Source organism: Pseudomonas sp. Marseille-Q5115 (assembly GCF_916618905.1).
In the GTDB taxonomy this organism is placed as follows: Bacteria; Pseudomonadota; Gammaproteobacteria; order Pseudomonadales; family Pseudomonadaceae; genus Aquipseudomonas; species Aquipseudomonas japonica_A.
Window position 1 is genome coordinate 3446552 of the sequence record NZ_CAKAKI010000001.1, and the last position, 18123, is coordinate 3464674.

At 62.7% G+C, this 18123-nt stretch carries 9 protein-coding genes; all 9 read left to right on the plus strand.

Annotated elements, in window-relative coordinates:
- The 9 genes from LG385_RS15775 to LG385_RS15815 all read left to right on the plus strand — a co-directional run bounded on the left by LG385_RS15775 (nt 1) and on the right by LG385_RS15815 (nt 18119).
- The gene (locus tag LG385_RS15775) at nt 1–864 is read left to right on the plus strand and encodes an MIP/aquaporin family protein (RefSeq protein ID WP_225775049.1); all 864 of its coding nucleotides are present in this window, start codon (nt 1–3) and stop codon (nt 862–864) included.
- A 56-nt stretch (nt 865–920) separates the two neighbouring features.
- Nucleotides 921–2402, plus strand: a complete 1482-nt coding sequence (gene glpK, locus LG385_RS15780; protein ID WP_225775050.1) for a glycerol kinase GlpK — start codon at nt 921–923, stop codon at nt 2400–2402.
- An 83-nt stretch (nt 2403–2485) separates the two neighbouring features.
- Nucleotides 2486–3244, plus strand: a complete 759-nt coding sequence (locus LG385_RS15785; protein WP_181117282.1) for a DeoR family transcriptional regulator — start codon at nt 2486–2488, stop codon at nt 3242–3244.
- A gap of 169 nt (nt 3245–3413) precedes the next feature.
- A complete protein-coding gene (gene glpD / locus LG385_RS15790) occupies nt 3414–4943 on the plus strand; it encodes a glycerol-3-phosphate dehydrogenase (RefSeq protein ID WP_225775051.1) in 1530 nt (509 codons plus the stop codon).
- Between the two features lie 70 nt (nt 4944–5013).
- Nucleotides 5014–6879 carry a sensor histidine kinase gene (locus tag LG385_RS15795; RefSeq protein WP_413247384.1) on the plus strand — a complete coding sequence of 622 codons (1866 nt, stop codon included), beginning with the start codon at nt 5014–5016 and terminating at the stop codon, nt 6877–6879.
- Nucleotides 6876–8222, plus strand: a complete 1347-nt coding sequence (locus tag LG385_RS15800; protein ID WP_225775053.1) for a sigma-54-dependent transcriptional regulator — start codon at nt 6876–6878, stop codon at nt 8220–8222. Before LG385_RS15795 ends, LG385_RS15800 begins: the two co-directional genes overlap by 4 nt.
- Before the next feature lie 59 nt (nt 8223–8281).
- A complete protein-coding gene (locus LG385_RS15805; RefSeq protein WP_225775054.1) occupies nt 8282–12721 on the plus strand; it encodes a hypothetical protein in 4440 nt (1479 codons plus the stop codon).
- A 117-nt stretch (nt 12722–12838) separates the two neighbouring features.
- A complete protein-coding gene (gene metR / locus LG385_RS15810; protein WP_225775055.1) occupies nt 12839–13756 on the plus strand; it encodes a transcriptional regulator MetR in 918 nt (305 codons plus the stop codon).
- Between the two features lie 67 nt (nt 13757–13823).
- Nucleotides 13824–18119: a DEAD/DEAH box helicase gene (locus LG385_RS15815; RefSeq protein ID WP_225775056.1), complete on the plus strand. Its 4296-nt coding sequence runs from the start codon at nt 13824–13826 to the stop codon at nt 18117–18119.
- Nucleotides 18120–18123: the final 4 nt, after the last annotated feature.

The window sequence follows — 18123 nt, forward strand, 5'->3', positions numbered from 1 at the left end:
ATGTCCAACGATGCAAGCAAGCCCCTGCTGTCCGGCCAATGCACGGCCGAGTTCCTGGGCACCGCCCTGCTGATCTTCTTCGGCACCGGCTGCGTCGCGGCTCTCAAGGTTGCCGGCGCCAGTTTCGGGTTATGGGAAATCAGCGTGATCTGGGGCGTAGGCGTAAGCATGGCGATCTACCTTACGGCTGGAGTATCCGGTGCGCATCTCAACCCGGCCGTCAGTATTGCCCTGTGCCTGTTCGGTGATTTCGAACGGCGCAAGCTGCCGTTTTATATCGTTGCACAGGTGGCAGGCGCGTTCTGCGGAGCAGCCTTGGTCTATACCCTGTACAGCGCGCTTTTTTTCGAATATGAACACGCGCATCAAATGGTACGTGGCACCGAGGCGAGCCTGGAGCTGGCAAGCGTCTTTTCTACTTACCCCAACGCGGCGCTGAGCGATGGCCAGGCGTTCCTTGTGGAAGCGGTGATCACTGCCATCCTGATGGCCGTCATCATGGCGCTTACCGATGACAACAATGGCCTGCCGCGTGGGCCCCTGGCCCCCCTGCTGATCGGGCTGCTGATTGCCGTCATCGGTAGCGCCATGGGGCCGCTGACCGGCTTCGCCATGAACCCGGCACGGGATTTTGGCCCTAAGCTGATGACCTTCCTGGCCGGCTGGGGCGACATTGCCTTCACCGGTGGCCGCGCGCTTCCCTACTTCGTGATCCCCATCGCCGCTCCCATTCTGGGCGCATGCTTCGGGGCAGTGAGCTATCGCCTGCTGCTGGCGCGCCATCTCCCGGTCGCCTCCCCTGCAAGCCATACTTCCAGCACGGCCGAAGATCCCGCAAAAGAGGCCGATGCGCGCGTGTCCTGACCTGACCTGACCTCGCGTGACAGTCGACCCAACCAACAACAATCAAGGCAACCGCCATGAACGACAAGAATTACATCATCGCCCTTGACCAAGGCACTACCAGTTCCCGCGCAATCATCTTCGACCGGGATGCCAACGTTGTCTGCTCTGCCCAGCGAGAGTTCGCTCAGCACTATCCTCAACCTGGGTGGGTAGAGCATGACCCGATGGAAATCTTCGCCACGCAAAGCGCGACCATGGTGGAAGCCCTCGCCCAGGCCGGCCTCAGCCATGCCCAGGTGGCGGCACTGGGCATTACCAACCAACGGGAAACCGTCGTGGTATGGGACAAAGCGTCCGGCCGCCCGATCCATAACGCTGTCGTTTGGCAATGCAGGCGCAGTACCGAAATCTGCGAACAGCTCAAGCGCGACGGCTTTGAGGATTACATCCGCAAAACCACGGGCCTGGTCATCGACCCCTATTTTTCCGGTACCAAGGTCAAGTGGATTCTCGACCATGTGGAAGGAAGCCGCGAACGCGCACGGCGCGGCGAATTACTGTTCGGGACAGTGGATACCTGGCTGATCTGGAAATTTACTGGCGGCAAGGTGCATGTCACCGACTACACCAACGCTTCCCGCACCTTGATGTTCAACATCCATACGCTGCAGTGGGACAAGCGGATGCTGGAGGTGCTGGACATCCCTGAGCAGATGCTCCCGCAGGTGCGTTCGTCGTCTGAAGTGTATGGCCAGACCAAAAGCGGTATCGACATCGCAGGTATTGCCGGCGACCAGCAGGCCGCGCTATTCGGCCAGATGTGTGTCAACCCGGGCGAGGCCAAGAACACCTACGGCACGGGCTGCTTCCTGTTGATGAACACCGGCAGCAAAGCGGTATCGTCCCGCCATGGCCTGCTCACTACCCTCGCTTGCGGCCCACGTGGCGAAGTGGCTTACGCACTGGAAGGCGCGGTGTTCAACGGGGGCTCCACCGTGCAGTGGTTGCGCGATGAGCTGAAGGTAGTCAATGACGCCCTCGATACCGAGTATTTCGCCACCAAGGTAAAGGACAGCAATGGCGTTTACCTGGTGCCCGCCTTCACAGGCCTGGGCGCGCCCTACTGGGACCCGTACGCTCGCGGTGCGCTGTTCGGCCTGACCCGTGGCGTGAAGGTGGACCACATCATCCGCGCCGCGCTGGAATCCATCGCCTATCAAACCCGCGATGTACTCGATGCCATGCAGCAGGATGCCGGCGCACGGTTGAGTGCACTGCGGGTGGATGGCGGCGCGGTGGCCAACAACTTCCTGATGCAATTCCAGGCCGACATCCTCGGCACTCCGGTGGAGCGGCCGCAAATGCGCGAGACTACGGCCCTGGGCGCAGCGTATCTGGCGGGCCTGGCCTCTGGCTTCTGGGGTAGCCTGGATGAGCTGCGCAACAAGGCGGTAATCGAACGTACGTTCACGCCACAGATAGACGAAGCTCAGCGGCAAGCCAGTTATGCGGGCTGGCAACGGGCGGTCGAGCGCACCCGCGGCTGGGCCGAATGATCACCCTGCCCGCACCGGGCTAGCGAAACCGGGGGGCGCTGCGGCATCATGGGAAAATTTTGTTACTGCGACAAGGACTTCCCATGAACCTGCCCCCCCGTCAGCAGCAGATCATCGAACTGGTGCGAGAGCGCGGCTACGTGAGCATCGAAGAGATGGCTCAACTGTTCGTGGTCACGCCTCAAACCATTCGCCGGGATATCAACCAGCTCGCCGAGGGCGGGCTGTTGCGCCGCTACCACGGTGGTGCTGCCTACGATTCCAGCATCGAAAACACTGCATACGCCATGCGCGCCGACCAGATGCGCGATGAAAAACAACGGATCGCCGAAGCCATCGCGGCTCAGGTCCCGGACCACGCCTCGCTGTTCATCAATATCGGTACCACCACCGAATCCATCGCCCGCGCTTTGCTCAACCACAACCAGCTGAAGATCATCACCAACAACATCCATGTGGCGTCCATCCTCAGTGGAAAAGAGGATTTCGAGGTGCTGTTGGCCGGCGGTACCGTAAGGCGTGACGGCGGCGTGGTGGGCCAGGCCTGCGTGGACTTCATCAGCCAGTTCAAGGTGGATTACGCACTGGTAGGCATCAGCGGCATCGACGAGGAAGACGGCAGCCTGCTGGATTTCGATTACCAGGAAGTACGGGTCTCCCAAGCGATTATCGCCAACGCGCGCCAGGTCATCCTCGCGGCGGACTCCAGCAAGTTTGGCCGCAATGCCATGGTACGGCTGGGCTCGATCGCCCTGATCGACTGCCTGGTGACGGACAGCGCGCCAGCCCCGGCCCTCGTTCAGCAGCTCAACCAGCACAAGGTGCGCTTGGACGTGGTGTGAAGTTCGGCCCCGGCCAAAGGTTCCGCGCATTTTCATAATTGTTGTTTTCCGCTCACCCGATGAAGATTTTCAATCATCAGTGGGTAGCGGCTGCGCGAATGTTGGGCTACCATTTTCGAAAATGAACATTTGATGTTCGGATAAATTTCGAATCCGCCTGGAGGCCCACATGCCCGATACCTCAGCTTCGACCGAAACCCTTTACGACGTTGCGGTGATCGGCGGCGGTATCAATGGCGTGGGCATCGCCGCGGATGCCGCTGGCCGTGGGCTGTCGGTGTTCCTTTGCGAAAAGGATGATCTGGCCAGCCATACGTCATCAGCTAGCAGCAAGCTGATCCATGGTGGGCTGCGCTATCTGGAGCATTACGAATTCCGCCTGGTGCGAGAAGCCCTGGCTGAACGTGAAGTGTTGCTGGCCAAGGCGCCGCACATCGTCAAGCCCATGCGGTTTGTGCTCCCCCATCAGCCGCATCTGCGGCCGGCCTGGATGATCCGCGCGGGCCTGTTCCTTTACGATCACCTGGGCAAGCGTGAAAAGCTGCCGGCCTCACGCAGCTTGCGCTTCGGGCCACGAAACCCGCTCAAGGCCGACCTCAAGCGCGGGTTCGAATACTCCGATTGCTGGGTAGATGACGCTCGGCTCGTAGCCCTTAATGCCATCGCCGCGCGCGAGCACGGCGCCCATGTACGCACGCGTACCCGCTGCGTTCAGGCGCAACGCAACAATGGCGTGTGGGAAGTGCAGCTCGAAGGGCCCGACGGCGAGCGTTACACCGTTCGTGCCAAGGCGTTGGTGAATGCTGCGGGGCCTTGGGTCGCCCGTTTCATCCGGGAAGACCTCAAGCTGACCTCGCCTTACGGCATTCGCCTGATCCAGGGCAGCCACTTGATTGTCCCGCGGCTCTATGAAGGCGAGCACGCCTACATTTTGCAAAACACTGACCAGCGCATCGTGTTCGCGATTCCTTACCTTGATCGCTTCACCATCATCGGGACCACCGATCGCGAGTACACCGGGGACCCGTCCAAGGTTGCGATCACGCGCGAGGAAACGGACTACATCCTTAAGGTGGTGAATGACCACTTCAAGCATCAGCTCACCGCCGAAGACGTCCTGCGTACGTATTCCGGGGTGCGCCCATTGTGCAACGACGAGTCCGATAACCCATCGGCCATCACCCGCGACTACACTCTTGCTCTGAGCCACGAGCCCGGCCAAGCGCCGCTGCTGTCCGTGTTCGGCGGCAAGCTCACCACTTATCGCAAGCTGGCGGAGTCGGCCATGGCGCAGCTCAAGCCCTTCTTCCCTGAAATGGGCGCGGGCTGGACCGTCAACGCGCCATTGCCGGGTGGTGAAGGCATGACCACGCCAAAGGCACTGGCCGAGGCATTCCAGGCACGCGCACCCTGGTTGCCAGCCGCCTTGGCTGCGCGGTGGTCCGTCACTTATGGCGCACGCGGCTGGAAGCTTTTGGAAGGCTGCGAGCGCTTGTCCGACCTGGGCCAGCTGTTTGGTGAGGGCCTCTACAGCCGCGAAGTCGATTACCTCGTTCAAGAGGAATGGGCGCGCTCGGCCGAGGACATCCTCTGGCGGCGGACCAAGCTGGGGCTGTTCCTTGACGACGCCGCGCAGCAGGGGCTCGAGAACTACCTGGCTCGGGCGGTTATCAGCAACGGCAACCACCGCGCCGCCTGAGCCATTGAGCTCCGCCAGCATTGGCGGGCGGGTGTGCCTGTGTTGAAATGGCGCCCCGCTTGCCAATACCATCCTCGCTGCCGTGATTACCCCATTCATTCGCCGGTGGCTGCTGCTGCCACTGGCTGCCCTGGCTATTCCCGTGATCGGCCTGGCCGGCTACCTGTTGAGCGAAGCCATCGGTTTGCGCAACCAGGCGGACAGCGGCGCTCGCCAGTTGGAGCTTCACGCCCGCGCAGTCGAAAGCGAGCTCGATAAATACACCTACCTTCCCAGCGTGCTGGAGCTCGAGCGCAGCGTTCTGGATCTGCTCACCAGCCCTACTCCTGAAGGGCAACAGACAGTCAATGCTTACCTGAGCGGGCTGCAGGCGCGCAGCGCCAGCCGCGCCATTTTCCTGATGGACCTTCACGGCCATGTCGTCGCCAGCAGCAACTGGCGTGAGCAAGACAGTTTCGTAGGGGAGGATTTGTCGTTCCGCCCGTACTTCAAGGATGCGATCGAGGGACGGCCCGGGCGCTATTATGGAGTAGGAAGCACCACCGGGGAGGCGGGTTATTTTCTGGCCCATGGGCTACGAGACCACGGCACATTGATTGGGGTGGCGGTGGTCAAGGTACGCCTTGACGCGCTTGAAGCACGCTGGCAAAAAGCCCGGCTGGAAGCCTTCGTCAGTGACGAGAACGGCATCATCATCCTGTCCAGCGACGCCACTCGCCGGCTGAAGTCGGTAGAGCCGCTGGATGCCGAGCATCGTGAACGCCTGGCCCGCAGCCTGCAGTACTACTGGGCACCGCTGAGCGAGTTGCAACCGCTCGAGCGCGAGCCGCTGAGCGCTGGAGCCGAGCGGCTTACACTCAATCGGGAAGACGGCGGTGGCCATGTACGCCCCGCGCGCTACCTTGCTCAAAGCCTGTCGATCACAGATACGCGTTGGCGCATGACGCTGCTCACGCCGTTAAAGGACCAGCGACGGGAGTCCATCATCCACGGCTTTCTGGCCGCAATTGCTTTTGCCCTGATGGCGATCGTGTTGATTGCTCGCAACGAGCGACGCAAGGTAATCGCTACCCGCCTGGCTGCGCGCGAAGCATTGGAGGCGGCGAACAGCCTGCTGGAAAAGCGAATCGCCGATCGCACCCAGGACCTGCGCAACAGCAACGAACGGCTCAAGGAACAGATTCGCGAACGTCGCCACGCCGAACAGACATTGCGCCGCACCCAGGACGATCTGGTACGGGCCGGCAAACTCGCGGCGATTGGCCAGATGTCCACCAGTATCGCCCATGAGCTGAACCAGCCCCTGGCGGCATTGCGGACGCTATCCGGAAACACGGTACGTTTTCTGGAGCGGGGCCGCCTTGACGTCGCCAGCACCAACCTGCACACCATCAACGACCTGGTTGATCGCCTTGGGCGGATCATTGCCAGCCTGCGAGCATTCGCCAGGGGCAGTGAACACAGCGGCCGCGCCCAGGTTGACGTCGCGGTGGACACGGCCCGCGGCGTGCTGGATCAGCGCCTCCAGGCGCGCCCGTTGACGCTGGGTTGCACGCTCGAATCGGCGCAAGTGAGCATCGACCAGACGCGACTTGAACTGATCCTTATCAACCTGATCGGTAATGCACTCGATGCACTCGAGGGCGAAACGGCCCCGCGAATAGACATAACAGGGCAGATCATGGAAACGCATTATCAGCTCACCGTCAGCGACAATGGCCCCGGTATCGATGCCGAGAGCCGCGCCCACCTGTTTGAACCCTTCTTCACTACCAAACCCGGCGAGCAGGGGCTTGGCCTGGGGCTCACGCTTTCGGCGCAGTTGGCCGCAGCCGCCGGCGGCCAACTGCGCCTTGACACCGAGGTAACCCCTGGCGCCAGCTTCACCCTCATTCTGCCTTTGTACAACGCACAGCCCGGGAACGCCCAGCCATGAACGCAGCTTTGAGCGTATTGATCGTCGAGGATGACCCTCATGTATTGCTGGGTTGCCAGCAGGCACTGGGGCTTGAGGACATCCCCAGTGAGGGCGTGGCCAGCGCGGAGCTCGCGCTGGAGCGGGTAGGGGCGGATTTCCAGGGCGTGGTAGTGAGTGACATCCGGTTACCGGGCATGGACGGCCTTCAGTTGCTGGCGCGGCTGAAGGCAATCGACGCCAACCTTCCGGTGGTATTGATCACCGGGCACGGCGATGTCCCTTTGGCAGTGAACGCCATGCGCCAGGGCGCGTACGACTTTATGGAAAAGCCCTTTTCTCCGGAGCGGCTTGTGGAGGTGGTGCGGCGAGCCTTGGAACAACGGGCATTGGCGCTTGAAGTGTTGTCGCTGCGCCGCAGGCTTGCTGGCCGCGAAGCACTGGACCAACGCTTGATCGGCGGTTCCGCAGCCATGAGAAGCCTGCGTGAAACCATCAGCAATGTGGCCGACACCCCGGCCAATGTGCTCATTGTGGGCGAGACGGGTACCGGGAAAGAGCTGGTTGCCCGCTGCCTGCATGATTTCAGCCGACGCGCTTCCCAGCCTTTTGTTGCCTTGAATTGCGCGGCGTTGCCTGAGCCGATGTTCGAAAGCGAAATCTTTGGCCATGAGGCTCATGTGTTTGGCGGTGCCAATGCGCAGCGCATAGGCAAGGTTGAACACGCCGATGGCGGTACGTTGTTTCTCGACGAGGTGGAAAGCATGTCCGATCCGCTTCAAGTGAAGATGCTTCGCGTGTTGCAGGAGCGAACCCTGGAGCGGCTCGGCTCCAACCAGCCTGTAGACGTGGATATTCGTGTACTGGCAGCTACCAAGGCCGACCTGGTTCATGGCAATTACGAAGGCTACTTGCGCAGCGATTTCTACTATCGGCTCAATGTGGTCACCCTTGTCATCGCTCCGCTGCGTGAACGACGTGAGGACATACCCGAGCTGTTCGACCACTTCGTGCGCCAGGCCGCGCTGAGGTTCGACCGCGAGGTACCGCCGGCGACGCCCGCCACGCTCTCGGCGCTTGCCGCTCACAGCTGGCCAGGCAATGTGCGCGAGCTGCGCAATGTGGCTGAGCGCCACGCGCTGGGGTTGCCGCTGTTCAAGCACGGCCATGCACAGGCTTCTCGGTTGAACTTTGCCGAAGCTGTGGAGGCTTTCGAGCGGGGCCTTCTGGAGGACGCGCTGAATGCCAACGGTGGCAACCTTACTCAGGCCAGCCAGGTTCTGGGCATGGCCAAGACCACCCTGTTCGATAAGGTCAAGAAATATCGCCTTACCGAAGCGCATCGTGAGCCAAGCACTAAGTAACACCGGCAAATACCAGCGGCCCGCTTGAATGTCGGCTCCCTGTTCAGTGGAGCCAGCCCATGCCCATTACGCTCACCCCCGATCCCCTGATCGACCCTTTCGAGGTTATCCCTTCCATTGACGACAGCCCGTCTGTGCCTCCCACGTTATGGACGGGTGTAGACCAATGGCACGATCTGATCGAGCAACGACTCGACCCTGGGCACGAGGCGGACTCTGTCAGCGCCTGGGACGCTCTGGTCGCAGCCTGCACTGACCTTCAGGGCTTGCATGAGCAAAGCCGTGAGCACGTCGAATGGTTGCTGGCGCTCGATCACCTGTCAGACGCGACTGCGACCAACCGCGCGTACCGAGAAACGCAGCTGGCAGGTGCCATGGCAGAGGCCCGGTTGAATCACCTGCTTGGCACACTCAGCGACAACGAATACCGCGCAATCCTTTACTGCTTGCAGCCTTTGCTCGACGGACGCGAGCCCCCGCAGGCCTACTTGCTGGGCAAGGTCGCGGTCGATGACGGGGAACAGCACGCTAGCTGGGCAGGCGCCATCACGCTGACCACCCTGACGGCATTGACCGACTTTTCCCAGGCACCAAGGGTATTGCTTTACCGTTTTGGCGTTCATGGTGGGTGGACCGCCCACGACACCAGCCGGGATGTATTGAACGCGTTGGCGAACGCCCTGGGCGCCGACGAGAACCGCCGAGTCAAGCTTCGCCCCGCAAGCTGGACGGCGTTCAACGAAGTTTTGACTGACCAGCTTGCAGCCCTTCGTGCCGCACACACCTTTGGTGCGAAAGACGACACAGGAGCGCTTGAGCGCACGCGGCTCGAAGCGCTGGACACGCTTTGTGTCCCACTCAACCCTCCCCGCCTGTTGGCCTTGACGCGGGCAGAGGAAGTCCGCAGATCGCTGCGCCTGGGAGACGAGGCCCGAACATGGCTTGACCGCACCCCGGCAAATGTACGCACGGAGCTTGCCGGGTTGATCATCCGGTATACGGCCGCGCTCGAGGCCAGCGAACGCTTGTTACGTCGAACGCTACCTACCCGTCAAGCGTACGTCGAGCACAGGTTACGTGAACGATTGGAACGGGAATTTGACCTCACCGCACCCTGTCACGTAACGCTCACACTACCTATGCGCGTGATCCGGGTGGGCGAACTGATCAGCGGGGCTGCGGGCCCCGGAACACCGATACATTCGGTGGCGCGCCCCTCTGTAGAGACCGAACAGCTATCGCTGGAGGATCTGGCCCTCATACAAATCGATGAGCCAATGGCCGAGCGTCTCGAATTTCTCGAAGTGGGCGTCACCCCTGAACATCATCCTCAAGCCAACCTCATCAAGGGGACAATAACCCTGGCATGGCTGCGCCAGACCTTGCCCGATCTGGACGTGGCTGGCGGTTATGAACGCTTGCTCGCTGACGCCTATCTACAGGCGGGCGAATCTTCGGCGCTCGCTGAGGAACGTGAAGCCCTGTATCAGCCGTATGCCTTGATGCTCGAGATGCACGAGCTGATTGCCTGGCAACAGCGTCGCCTCGATGCGCGGGGCCGACACATAGTACGCGTTGCGCTTCATGCAACTACCGCTGACGCCTGGGCAAGCGAAGGGCTGAACATCACCATGCGTCCCGCCGCGCTGACCGTTTTCGATGAGCGCAGCCATAGCCATGGCAGCCCCCTGGCGGGGGTCGTTTTACTTCACGACCGGGCCACCGACACCGCAGTGCTGTACCTGCCCCAGGCGCCGGACGGCTGCGGGTTCAGCCAATATTCCACCCTGAAGGCCGCGACCGAGGCGCTGGAAGATCTGTTCATCGACACGACGCTGCGCCGTTACCTGTGCGGTCGGGCGCTCGAAGGCGACGCGCGTGCGCTGGAAAGCAAGGTCAGCCAGGCGCTAGCGCGCGGCTACCATCGGCTGATCGAATTCCGGGGGCCTTGGCCCACATCGCAATCGCTCACTGCCAACCAATACCTGGCGGAGCTGGGCCTCACGATTACCGCGCACAGGAACAGTTCGGTATCCAACACCGATCGTGTGTTCGAGCACGCTCTGCAGAGCCGGGGCACGGCGGTCAGTTACATTCGTATGGCACTGGGTTTTGTGCCCTTCGTGGGAAGCCTGATTGCACTGGCCGATGCGGTCGAAGCCGGTATCGAAGCGGGCCGTGCCTTTGCATCCGGTGAAAGCACGAAAGGCCTTGAGGCGACACGCTCGGTGCTGCTATCCATTACCGACGTCTTGTTCGATTTTTCCCCGGCCGGCCTGAGCTCAGGCTCGGCCAGCCTGTCGGCGACGGCAAGGGCGCGGCAACTGCGCCAAGGCTTGCCCGGCGCGGGGCGTTTCCGGCAACTATCGAAGTGGAACGCGCGGCATGCAGACCAGGCCTTCGCTGGCTATGAACGGCTAACGGCGCTGACATCCCAGCCGGGTACCAAGGGTCGCTGGCGCGAAGTGTACCGTGAGCCTGAGGGCGACTTCATCCTGCGCGGCAGCACCACCTACGCCGTAGAGTGGGATGCAACCTACCGAACCTGGCGGCTACAGCAAACCCGCACCCGCAGCTATCGGCAGCCGGTGGCGCTGGATGAAAGTGGTTGCTGGCAAACCCATGGTCAACTGTATGGCAGCCTGGTCGAGGGTGGCCTACGGGGCGGCGGTGGCGTGCAGGGCTACCTGGCGGACCGGCTCGACCCGCTATGGCCGGACACTCTACGGCGCTTGCTGCCGCGCTGGTGGACTGACGCTCAATTTCGTCGGCAACAGCAGTTACTTAGTGAATGCCAAAACCGGTGCCGTGCCACCATACAAAGCGATGCCCAGCTCAAGCAAGCCGCTGCAGCCTATCAAGCGGTGCATGGTTCGCCCCAGGCACCTGCCAGTGCCCGAGCGATGCTCGCAGCAACCGACCGGTTCGTCGAGGTAGCCACCACTTATCACGAAACTCTCGAAGCGCTTCGCGTACTGAGCCATGGCCGGCGACGGGCTGAATTCGAACAGGATCAAAGCCAGGTAGCAGCCACCCTGTGCTCAAGGTACCAGTCGTCCATCAGGGTGGCACTCGCCGAAACTGATCGACTGACAGATCTCGCGTTTTCCCAGCGAGCGGAAGTGACCCGCCTGCTCGATGCAGCTGGCACGGTCCCGCTGAGCGTCGATACGGTGATTACTCACTCCCGGCGCATTCAGGTTACCTTGGGCGAAACGCTGGACCTGACCAACCAGATCGACCAGCGCCTGGAAGCCGCCTCGATATGGCAGCGGCGCGTAAGCCTCCAAGAGCATCGGCGAAGGCTGCACCAATCCCAGGATCAACTTCGCCAGATGCTCGCGGGGCGCCATGGCACGCTGATACGCCTGGCGCTTCTGCTGGATCTGTCGCCCCGGGACAACCCCAGCCTGGCTTCCTGGCTGTATATGCGCCGAGCCTATCGACCGGCCAGAGAGCGTTTCGACCGCCTTGCGCGTTCTGCCTATAACACGGGCTCTTTGAATCTAACGCCCCAGCAGCGCCAGCGGCTACAAGCCCAGCTACGCGAGAGCACCAAGGCCCTGATGCGCACGGTACGCCGGCTTACCGTCAGTTACCCGGAACATTTTGACCTTCACTATTGCGAGCTGCTGCTGGAAGAATTACAGAAAATCCATGACGCTACCCCGGCGGCCCCGATACAGGCGTCCAGAACGCCCACACCTGACCGCCGTCGGTTGTTCGAAGCGGACAATCTGCTGCTCGTGGGCGAGCCCGTGTCAGGCGAACCAGATGTGCTGGTAATACGGCAGCTCAACGAGAACCCCGAGCGATGGATACGCCAACCCGACCAGCGTTGGGTGCGATCGGAGCAGCAACCGGCCTGGGATACCGTTCAACCGGTTGCTGATGTCAGCGTTCTGGCTCAACAGGCCGAGGCGCGCCTTCTGGAGTTGCCGGCGCTGCGGCTGCGGCTGCGGCGTTACCATCGCCCGAGCACATTAGCCGCAGACCTCGAAGACCTCTATATCGGTGAAAGTCAGGACCTGGAGTTTCGGCTGCGACAGCTGCAAGACGCAGGTGAAGCGCAGTACGGCCCGCTCATGCAACGGCTGCAGCAGCAGGCCAATGCGTTACGCGCTGAGGGCAGGCAGGCCCGGATCGCGCATTGCAAAGCCTCGCAGGCCCCTACTGGCGGGATACTAGAATATTTGGTGGGTGAGGGTGAAGCAACCATTCGCAGGGTAGAGGGCTTGCAAGCATCGGGCACCACGCCACGCAACCGCAATTGGCTGCAGGAATACGAAATACTGGATCGGGACAGCGGAAAGCCGCTGTTCTACGCGCACTTCCACTACCGCAAGGCTGAGCCTCGCTTCGCCGATTTCGAGGCGGCCCACTTGAAAACACCAGCGCAGCGTTACCTGGCCACGGCACCCGCAGGCGAACCCGCTATCTGGCGAGGAGAAATCAGCCGGCGGCTCGCGGCCGCCTTGTTCGAGCCCTTGTTCGCGTGAAGCACACGCGCCCTGTTCTGGCAGGGCGCGTTTCCCAAGGACGCCCGTGACAATTTCCCCCGCATGACACAAACTCATGCGAAATGCGATCAATCGGAAATATGCTCATGGTGCGTTGTGCTTGAAATTCGCCATCTCAAAACCCTCCAGGCCCTGCGCGAAGCGGACAGCCTGGTAGAAGCCGCCGAACGCCTGCACCTCACTCAGTCCGCCCTCTCGCACCAGTTCAAAGAGCTGGAGGACCGTCTGGGGATGTCGCTGTTTGTGCGCAAGACAAAACCTGTGCGGTTTACCAGCGCCGGGCTGCGTTTGCTGCAACTGGCCGATGCCACCCTCCCCCTGATGCGCGCCGCCGAGCGGGATATGGCCCGGCTGGCGGGGGGCACCGCGGGTCGCCTGCATATGGCCATCGAATGCCATAGCTGTTTCCAATGGCTAATGCCGACAATCGATCAGTTTCGCGATGCCTGGCCAGAAGTGGAGCTGGACCTTGCCTCCGGTTTCGCCTTCGCGCCGCTTCCTGCATTGGCCAGAGGTGACCTTGATCTGGTAGTCACCTCAGACCCGGTCGACCTGGCGGGCATCACCTATGTGCCCCTGTTTACCTACGAAGCCATGCTGGCCGTCGCCAACCAGCACGCGCTTGCCAGCAAGCCCTGGATCGAACCGGAAGACCTGCTTGATCAAACGCTGATCACCTACCCTGTGGAACGTGAGCGGCTGGATATCTTCACGCGCTTTCTGGAACCCGCCGACATCGAGCCGGCAGCGGTACGCACCGCCGAGCTGTCAGTGATGATGATGCAACTGGTCGCCAGCGGCCGCGGCGTGTGCGGGATGCCCCACTGGGCGCTGCATGAATACAGCTCGCGAGGCTATGTGAAAGCGCGCCGCCTTGGTGAAAAAGGCCTGTACGCCACGCTCTACGCCGCCATTCGCACTGACATGCTGGATGCACCGTTCATGCGCGACTTTCTGCTTACCGCCAAGGACACGTCCTTCGCCACGCTCGACGGCGTCAGCGCGGTACGCTGAGTGCACGCTGGTCGGCGCCATGGTGCCGACACTTGCAAGCGCAGGGCGGCAGCCCCATAAATGAGGCATGAACCTGCTTCCTTCAGACCTCGTCCCGGACAGCATCCTCGACGCTTTCCACCCGGCCGTTCAGCGCTGGTTCCGCCAAAGCTTCCCGGCCATGACACCGGCCCAGGCTGCGGCCTGGCCATTGATTCGCGCGGGGCGGTCCACGTTGGTTGCCGCCCCTACCGGCTCGGGCAAAACGCTCACGGCCTTCCTGGCGGTGCTCGACGAACTGGTACGCCAGGCGCTCACGCCTGAAGGCCTGCCGGAACAAACGTTGGTGGTGTATGTGTCGCCGCTCAAGGCACTGTCCAACGACATCCAGATCAACCTTCAGCGCCCGCTCGCCGGCATCAGCGAACAACTGCAGGCGATGGGCCTGCCACCCTTGAGGCTGCGCACAGCGGTGCGAACCGGCGATACCCCTCAGAAAGAACGCGCGGCCATGCGCCGACAGGCACCGCATATACTGGTGACCACGCCCGAATCCTTGTACGTACTGCTGGGCTCGGACGGGGGCCGGCAATTGCTGGGCGGTGTGAACACCGTGATCGTGGACGAGATTCACGCCGTGGCCGACAGCAAGCGCGGCAGCCACCTCGCACTGAGCCTGGAACGCTTGCAGGCGCTGGGCGACACGCCGTTGCGCCGCATCGGGCTATCGGCCACCCAAAAACCTATCGAGCGCGTCGCGGCGTTTCTGGTGGGCCACGAGCGCACCTGTGAAATCGTTGACGTGGGCCACGCCCGCCCCCGCGACCTTGCGCTGGAAGTACCGCCTGTACCCCTCGGCGCGGTCATGGCCAATGACGTGTGGGAGCTGGTTTACGACCGCCTCGCCGCCTTGTCTCGCGAGCACCGCACCACGTTGATTTTCGTGAATACACGGCGCCTGGCAGAACGGCTTACCCGACACCTGAGTGAGCGCCTCAGCCGCGAAGAGGTCGCGGCGCACCATGGCAGTTTGGCGCGCGAGCAACGCCTGAGCGCCGAGCAGCGGCTGAAGAACGGCGAACTGCGGGTACTGGTAGCGACGGCCTCGCTGGAGCTGGGAATTGACATCGGCGAGGTCGAACTGGTGTGCCAGATTGGCTCGCCGCGTTCCATCGCCGCGTTTCTGCAGCGTGTGGGCCGTTCCGGGCACCAGGTAGGCGGCACGCCCAAGGGGCGACTGTTTGCTACATCCCGTGATGACCTGATCGAGTGCGCGGCCTTGCTGGACTGCGTACGGAGAGGCGAGCTGGATGAACTGAAAATGCCCAAGGCGCCGCTCGACGTGTTGGCGCAGCAAATCGTGGCTGAGGTGAGCTGTAGGGAGTGGGACGAAAATGCCCTGCTGTCGTTATTTCGCCGGGCGCAGCCCTACGCCGAACTGACCGAAGCCGATTACCGCGAACTGCTGGCCACCCTTGCCGAAGGCTATAACACGCGGCAAGGGCTGCGCAGCGCCTACCTTCATCGGGACGCCGTCAGCGGTACGCTGCGCGGCCGGCGTGGCAGCAAGCTGACCGCCGTCACCAGCGGCGGCACCATTCCCGATAACGCCGACTACAGCGTGGTGCTTGAACCCCAGGGCCTGAATATCGGCAGCGTGAACGAAGACTTCGCGGTCGAGAGCCTGGCAGGGGATGTGTTCCAGCTCGGTAATGCCTCTTACCGGATCATTCGGGTCGAAGGCGGCCGGGTGCGCGTAGAAGACGCCAAAGGCATGCCGCCCAATATCCCCTTCTGGCTGGGCGAAGCACCGGGGCGAAGCGACGAACTTTCGCATTCCGTTGCCCGGCTGCAGGGCGCGATCAACGAGCGCCTGGCCGCCAGCGGTGAACAGCACGCGCCCTTGGTGGCTTGGCTTACCGAGGAGCTGGGGCTGGACGTTGCCAGCACCGAACAACTGCTGGATTACCTGGGGCGCACCCGCCAGGCGCTGGGGGCGCTGCCGTCCCAGAATACTTTGGTGATGGAGCGTTTTTTCGACGAGTCCGGCGGTACTCAGCTGGTGATTCATTCGCCCTTCGGCAGCCGGCTCAACCGCGCCTGGGGGCTGGCGCTGCGCAAGCGGTTCTGCCGCACCTTCAATTTCGAATTGCAAGCGGCCGCCAGCGAGGACGCCATCGTGCTGTCGCTGTCCACCAGCCATAGTTTCGCCCTTGAAGAGGTGTGGCATTACCTGCGTAGCGCCACTGCCGAGGCCATCCTCATACAAGCCCTGCTCGACGCTCCGCTGTTCGGCGTGCGCTGGCGCTGGAACGCGGCCACGGCCTTGGCGCTGCCGCGCTACACCGGTGGCCGCAAGGTCGCGCCACAGCTGCAGCGCATGAAAAGCGAGGACTTGATCGCCAACGTATTCCCGGACCAGATAGCTTGCCTGGAAAACATTGTGGGCGAGCGGGAAATCCCCGACCATCCGCTGGTTCGCCAAACCCTGGACGATTGCCTTCACGAAGCCCTCGACAGCGAGGCGTGGCTGCACCTTTTACAGCGAATCGAGACCGGTGACGTACAACTGATCAGCCGCGACCTCCCTTCGCCCTCCCCGCTAGCCGCGGCCATCCTGAATGCCCGGCCCTATGCCTTTCTGGACGATGCTCCCCTGGAGGAGCGCCGAACCCAGGCGGTACTCAGCCGCCGGTGGACCGACCCGGAATCGGCCGACGACCTCGGCGCGCTGGACCCTGACGCGATCCGCGCCGTGAGCGAAGAAGCATGGCCGCAACCGCGCAACCCGGACGAAATGCACGAGGCATTGATGACCCTGGGCGTGGTGGCAACTGCCGAAGCGCGGCTGGGCGCGGACTGGCCCGCCTGCTTGAGCACCCTGGCCAGCACCGGCCGAGCAGGTGAACTGATCACCGACGGGGGGTTGCACCTGTGGTTTGCCCGTGAGCGGCTGGCCTGCGTGCGCGCTGCCTATCCGGGCGGCTCGATACCCGGTGAGCTGAAAGACCTTCCCGGCTTCGAACACACCTGGGCAGTAGAAGACGCGCAATTGGAGCTGGTGCGCAGCCGCTTGAGCGGATTCGGCCCCTTGCGCGGCAGCGACCTGGCCGGCGCCATGGGGCTGCCCCTGAATGCGACCGAGCAGGCATTGGCGCGGCTGGAAGGTGAAGGCTATGTGCTTCGCGGCCAGTTTCGTCCAGACGTGGAAGGCGAACAATGGTGCGAGCGGCATTTGCTGGCGCGCATCCATCGCTATACCGTAAAGCGCTTGCGCCGGGAAATCGAACCGGTATCCCTGCAAGACTTCGTTCGGTTCCTGTTCGATTGGCAGCACCTTTCCACCGCTACGCGCATGGACGGCAGCGCGGCGCTCGCGCAGGTGCTGGCTCAATTCGAAGGGTATAGCGCGCCTGTAAGCGCCTGGGAAAGCGACCTGCTGCCGGCCCGGGTAAAAGGCTATAGCTTTACCTGGCTCGACGAAGCCTGCCGGTCGGGTAAAACGCTGTGGTTACGGCGTGCCAACGGCGCCAAGAGCGCCGGTACCACCCTGCGAGGCACACCTATCATGCTGCTGCCACGGGCCCGCCTGGGGTTGTGGCAAGCACTGGCCCACGACGACGCCAGCCCCACCGAACCCAGCCCGAGGGCGCAGAGGGTACTGGATGCGTTGCGTGAGCACGGCGCGCTGTTTTTCGATGAACTGCAGGACGAAGCCCGGTTGCTGCGCACTGAGCTGGAAAATGCATTAGCCGAGCTGGTCGCCGCCGGGCTGGTGAATGCCGACAGTTTCGCGGGTTTGCGTGCACTGGTCACGCCAGCCAGCAGCCGTCAGCAGCGCAGCAGCCGCCGCGGCATGGGGGCTTTCATCGGCGGCATGCAAGATGCCGGGCGCTGGGCCCTGCTCCGCCGCCCGGGCACCCCGCCCCCGCGCAATGAACAGCTGGAGCAACTGGCAATGACCTTGCTGCGCCGTTATGGCGTAGTGTTCTGGCGGTTGTTGGAGCGTGAAGCGGACTGGCTGCCCAGCTGGCGGGAATTGTTGCGCACCTTGCACCGGCTCGAGGCGCGGGGTGAAGTGCGCGGCGGGCGCTTTGTGGCCGGGCTCTCGGGGGAACAGTTCGCGCTGCCCGAAGCCATTCCGTTGCTACGCGAAGTGCGTCGCCGGCCGCTCGATGGCAGCGTGATTGCCGTTAGTGCCGTAGACCCGCTCAACCTGGTCGGCACCTTGCTGCCTGGAACCCGCGTTCCCGCGTTGGCAGGCAACCGGCTGGCGTATCAGGACGGCATCCCGGCCGCCGCGCTTATAGGCGGCAAGCCGGTGTATTGGGTCGAGCAAGCTCCCGCCCTGCGCGATGCGCTGGTGAAGAAAGCGGGGTGGTAGTGTT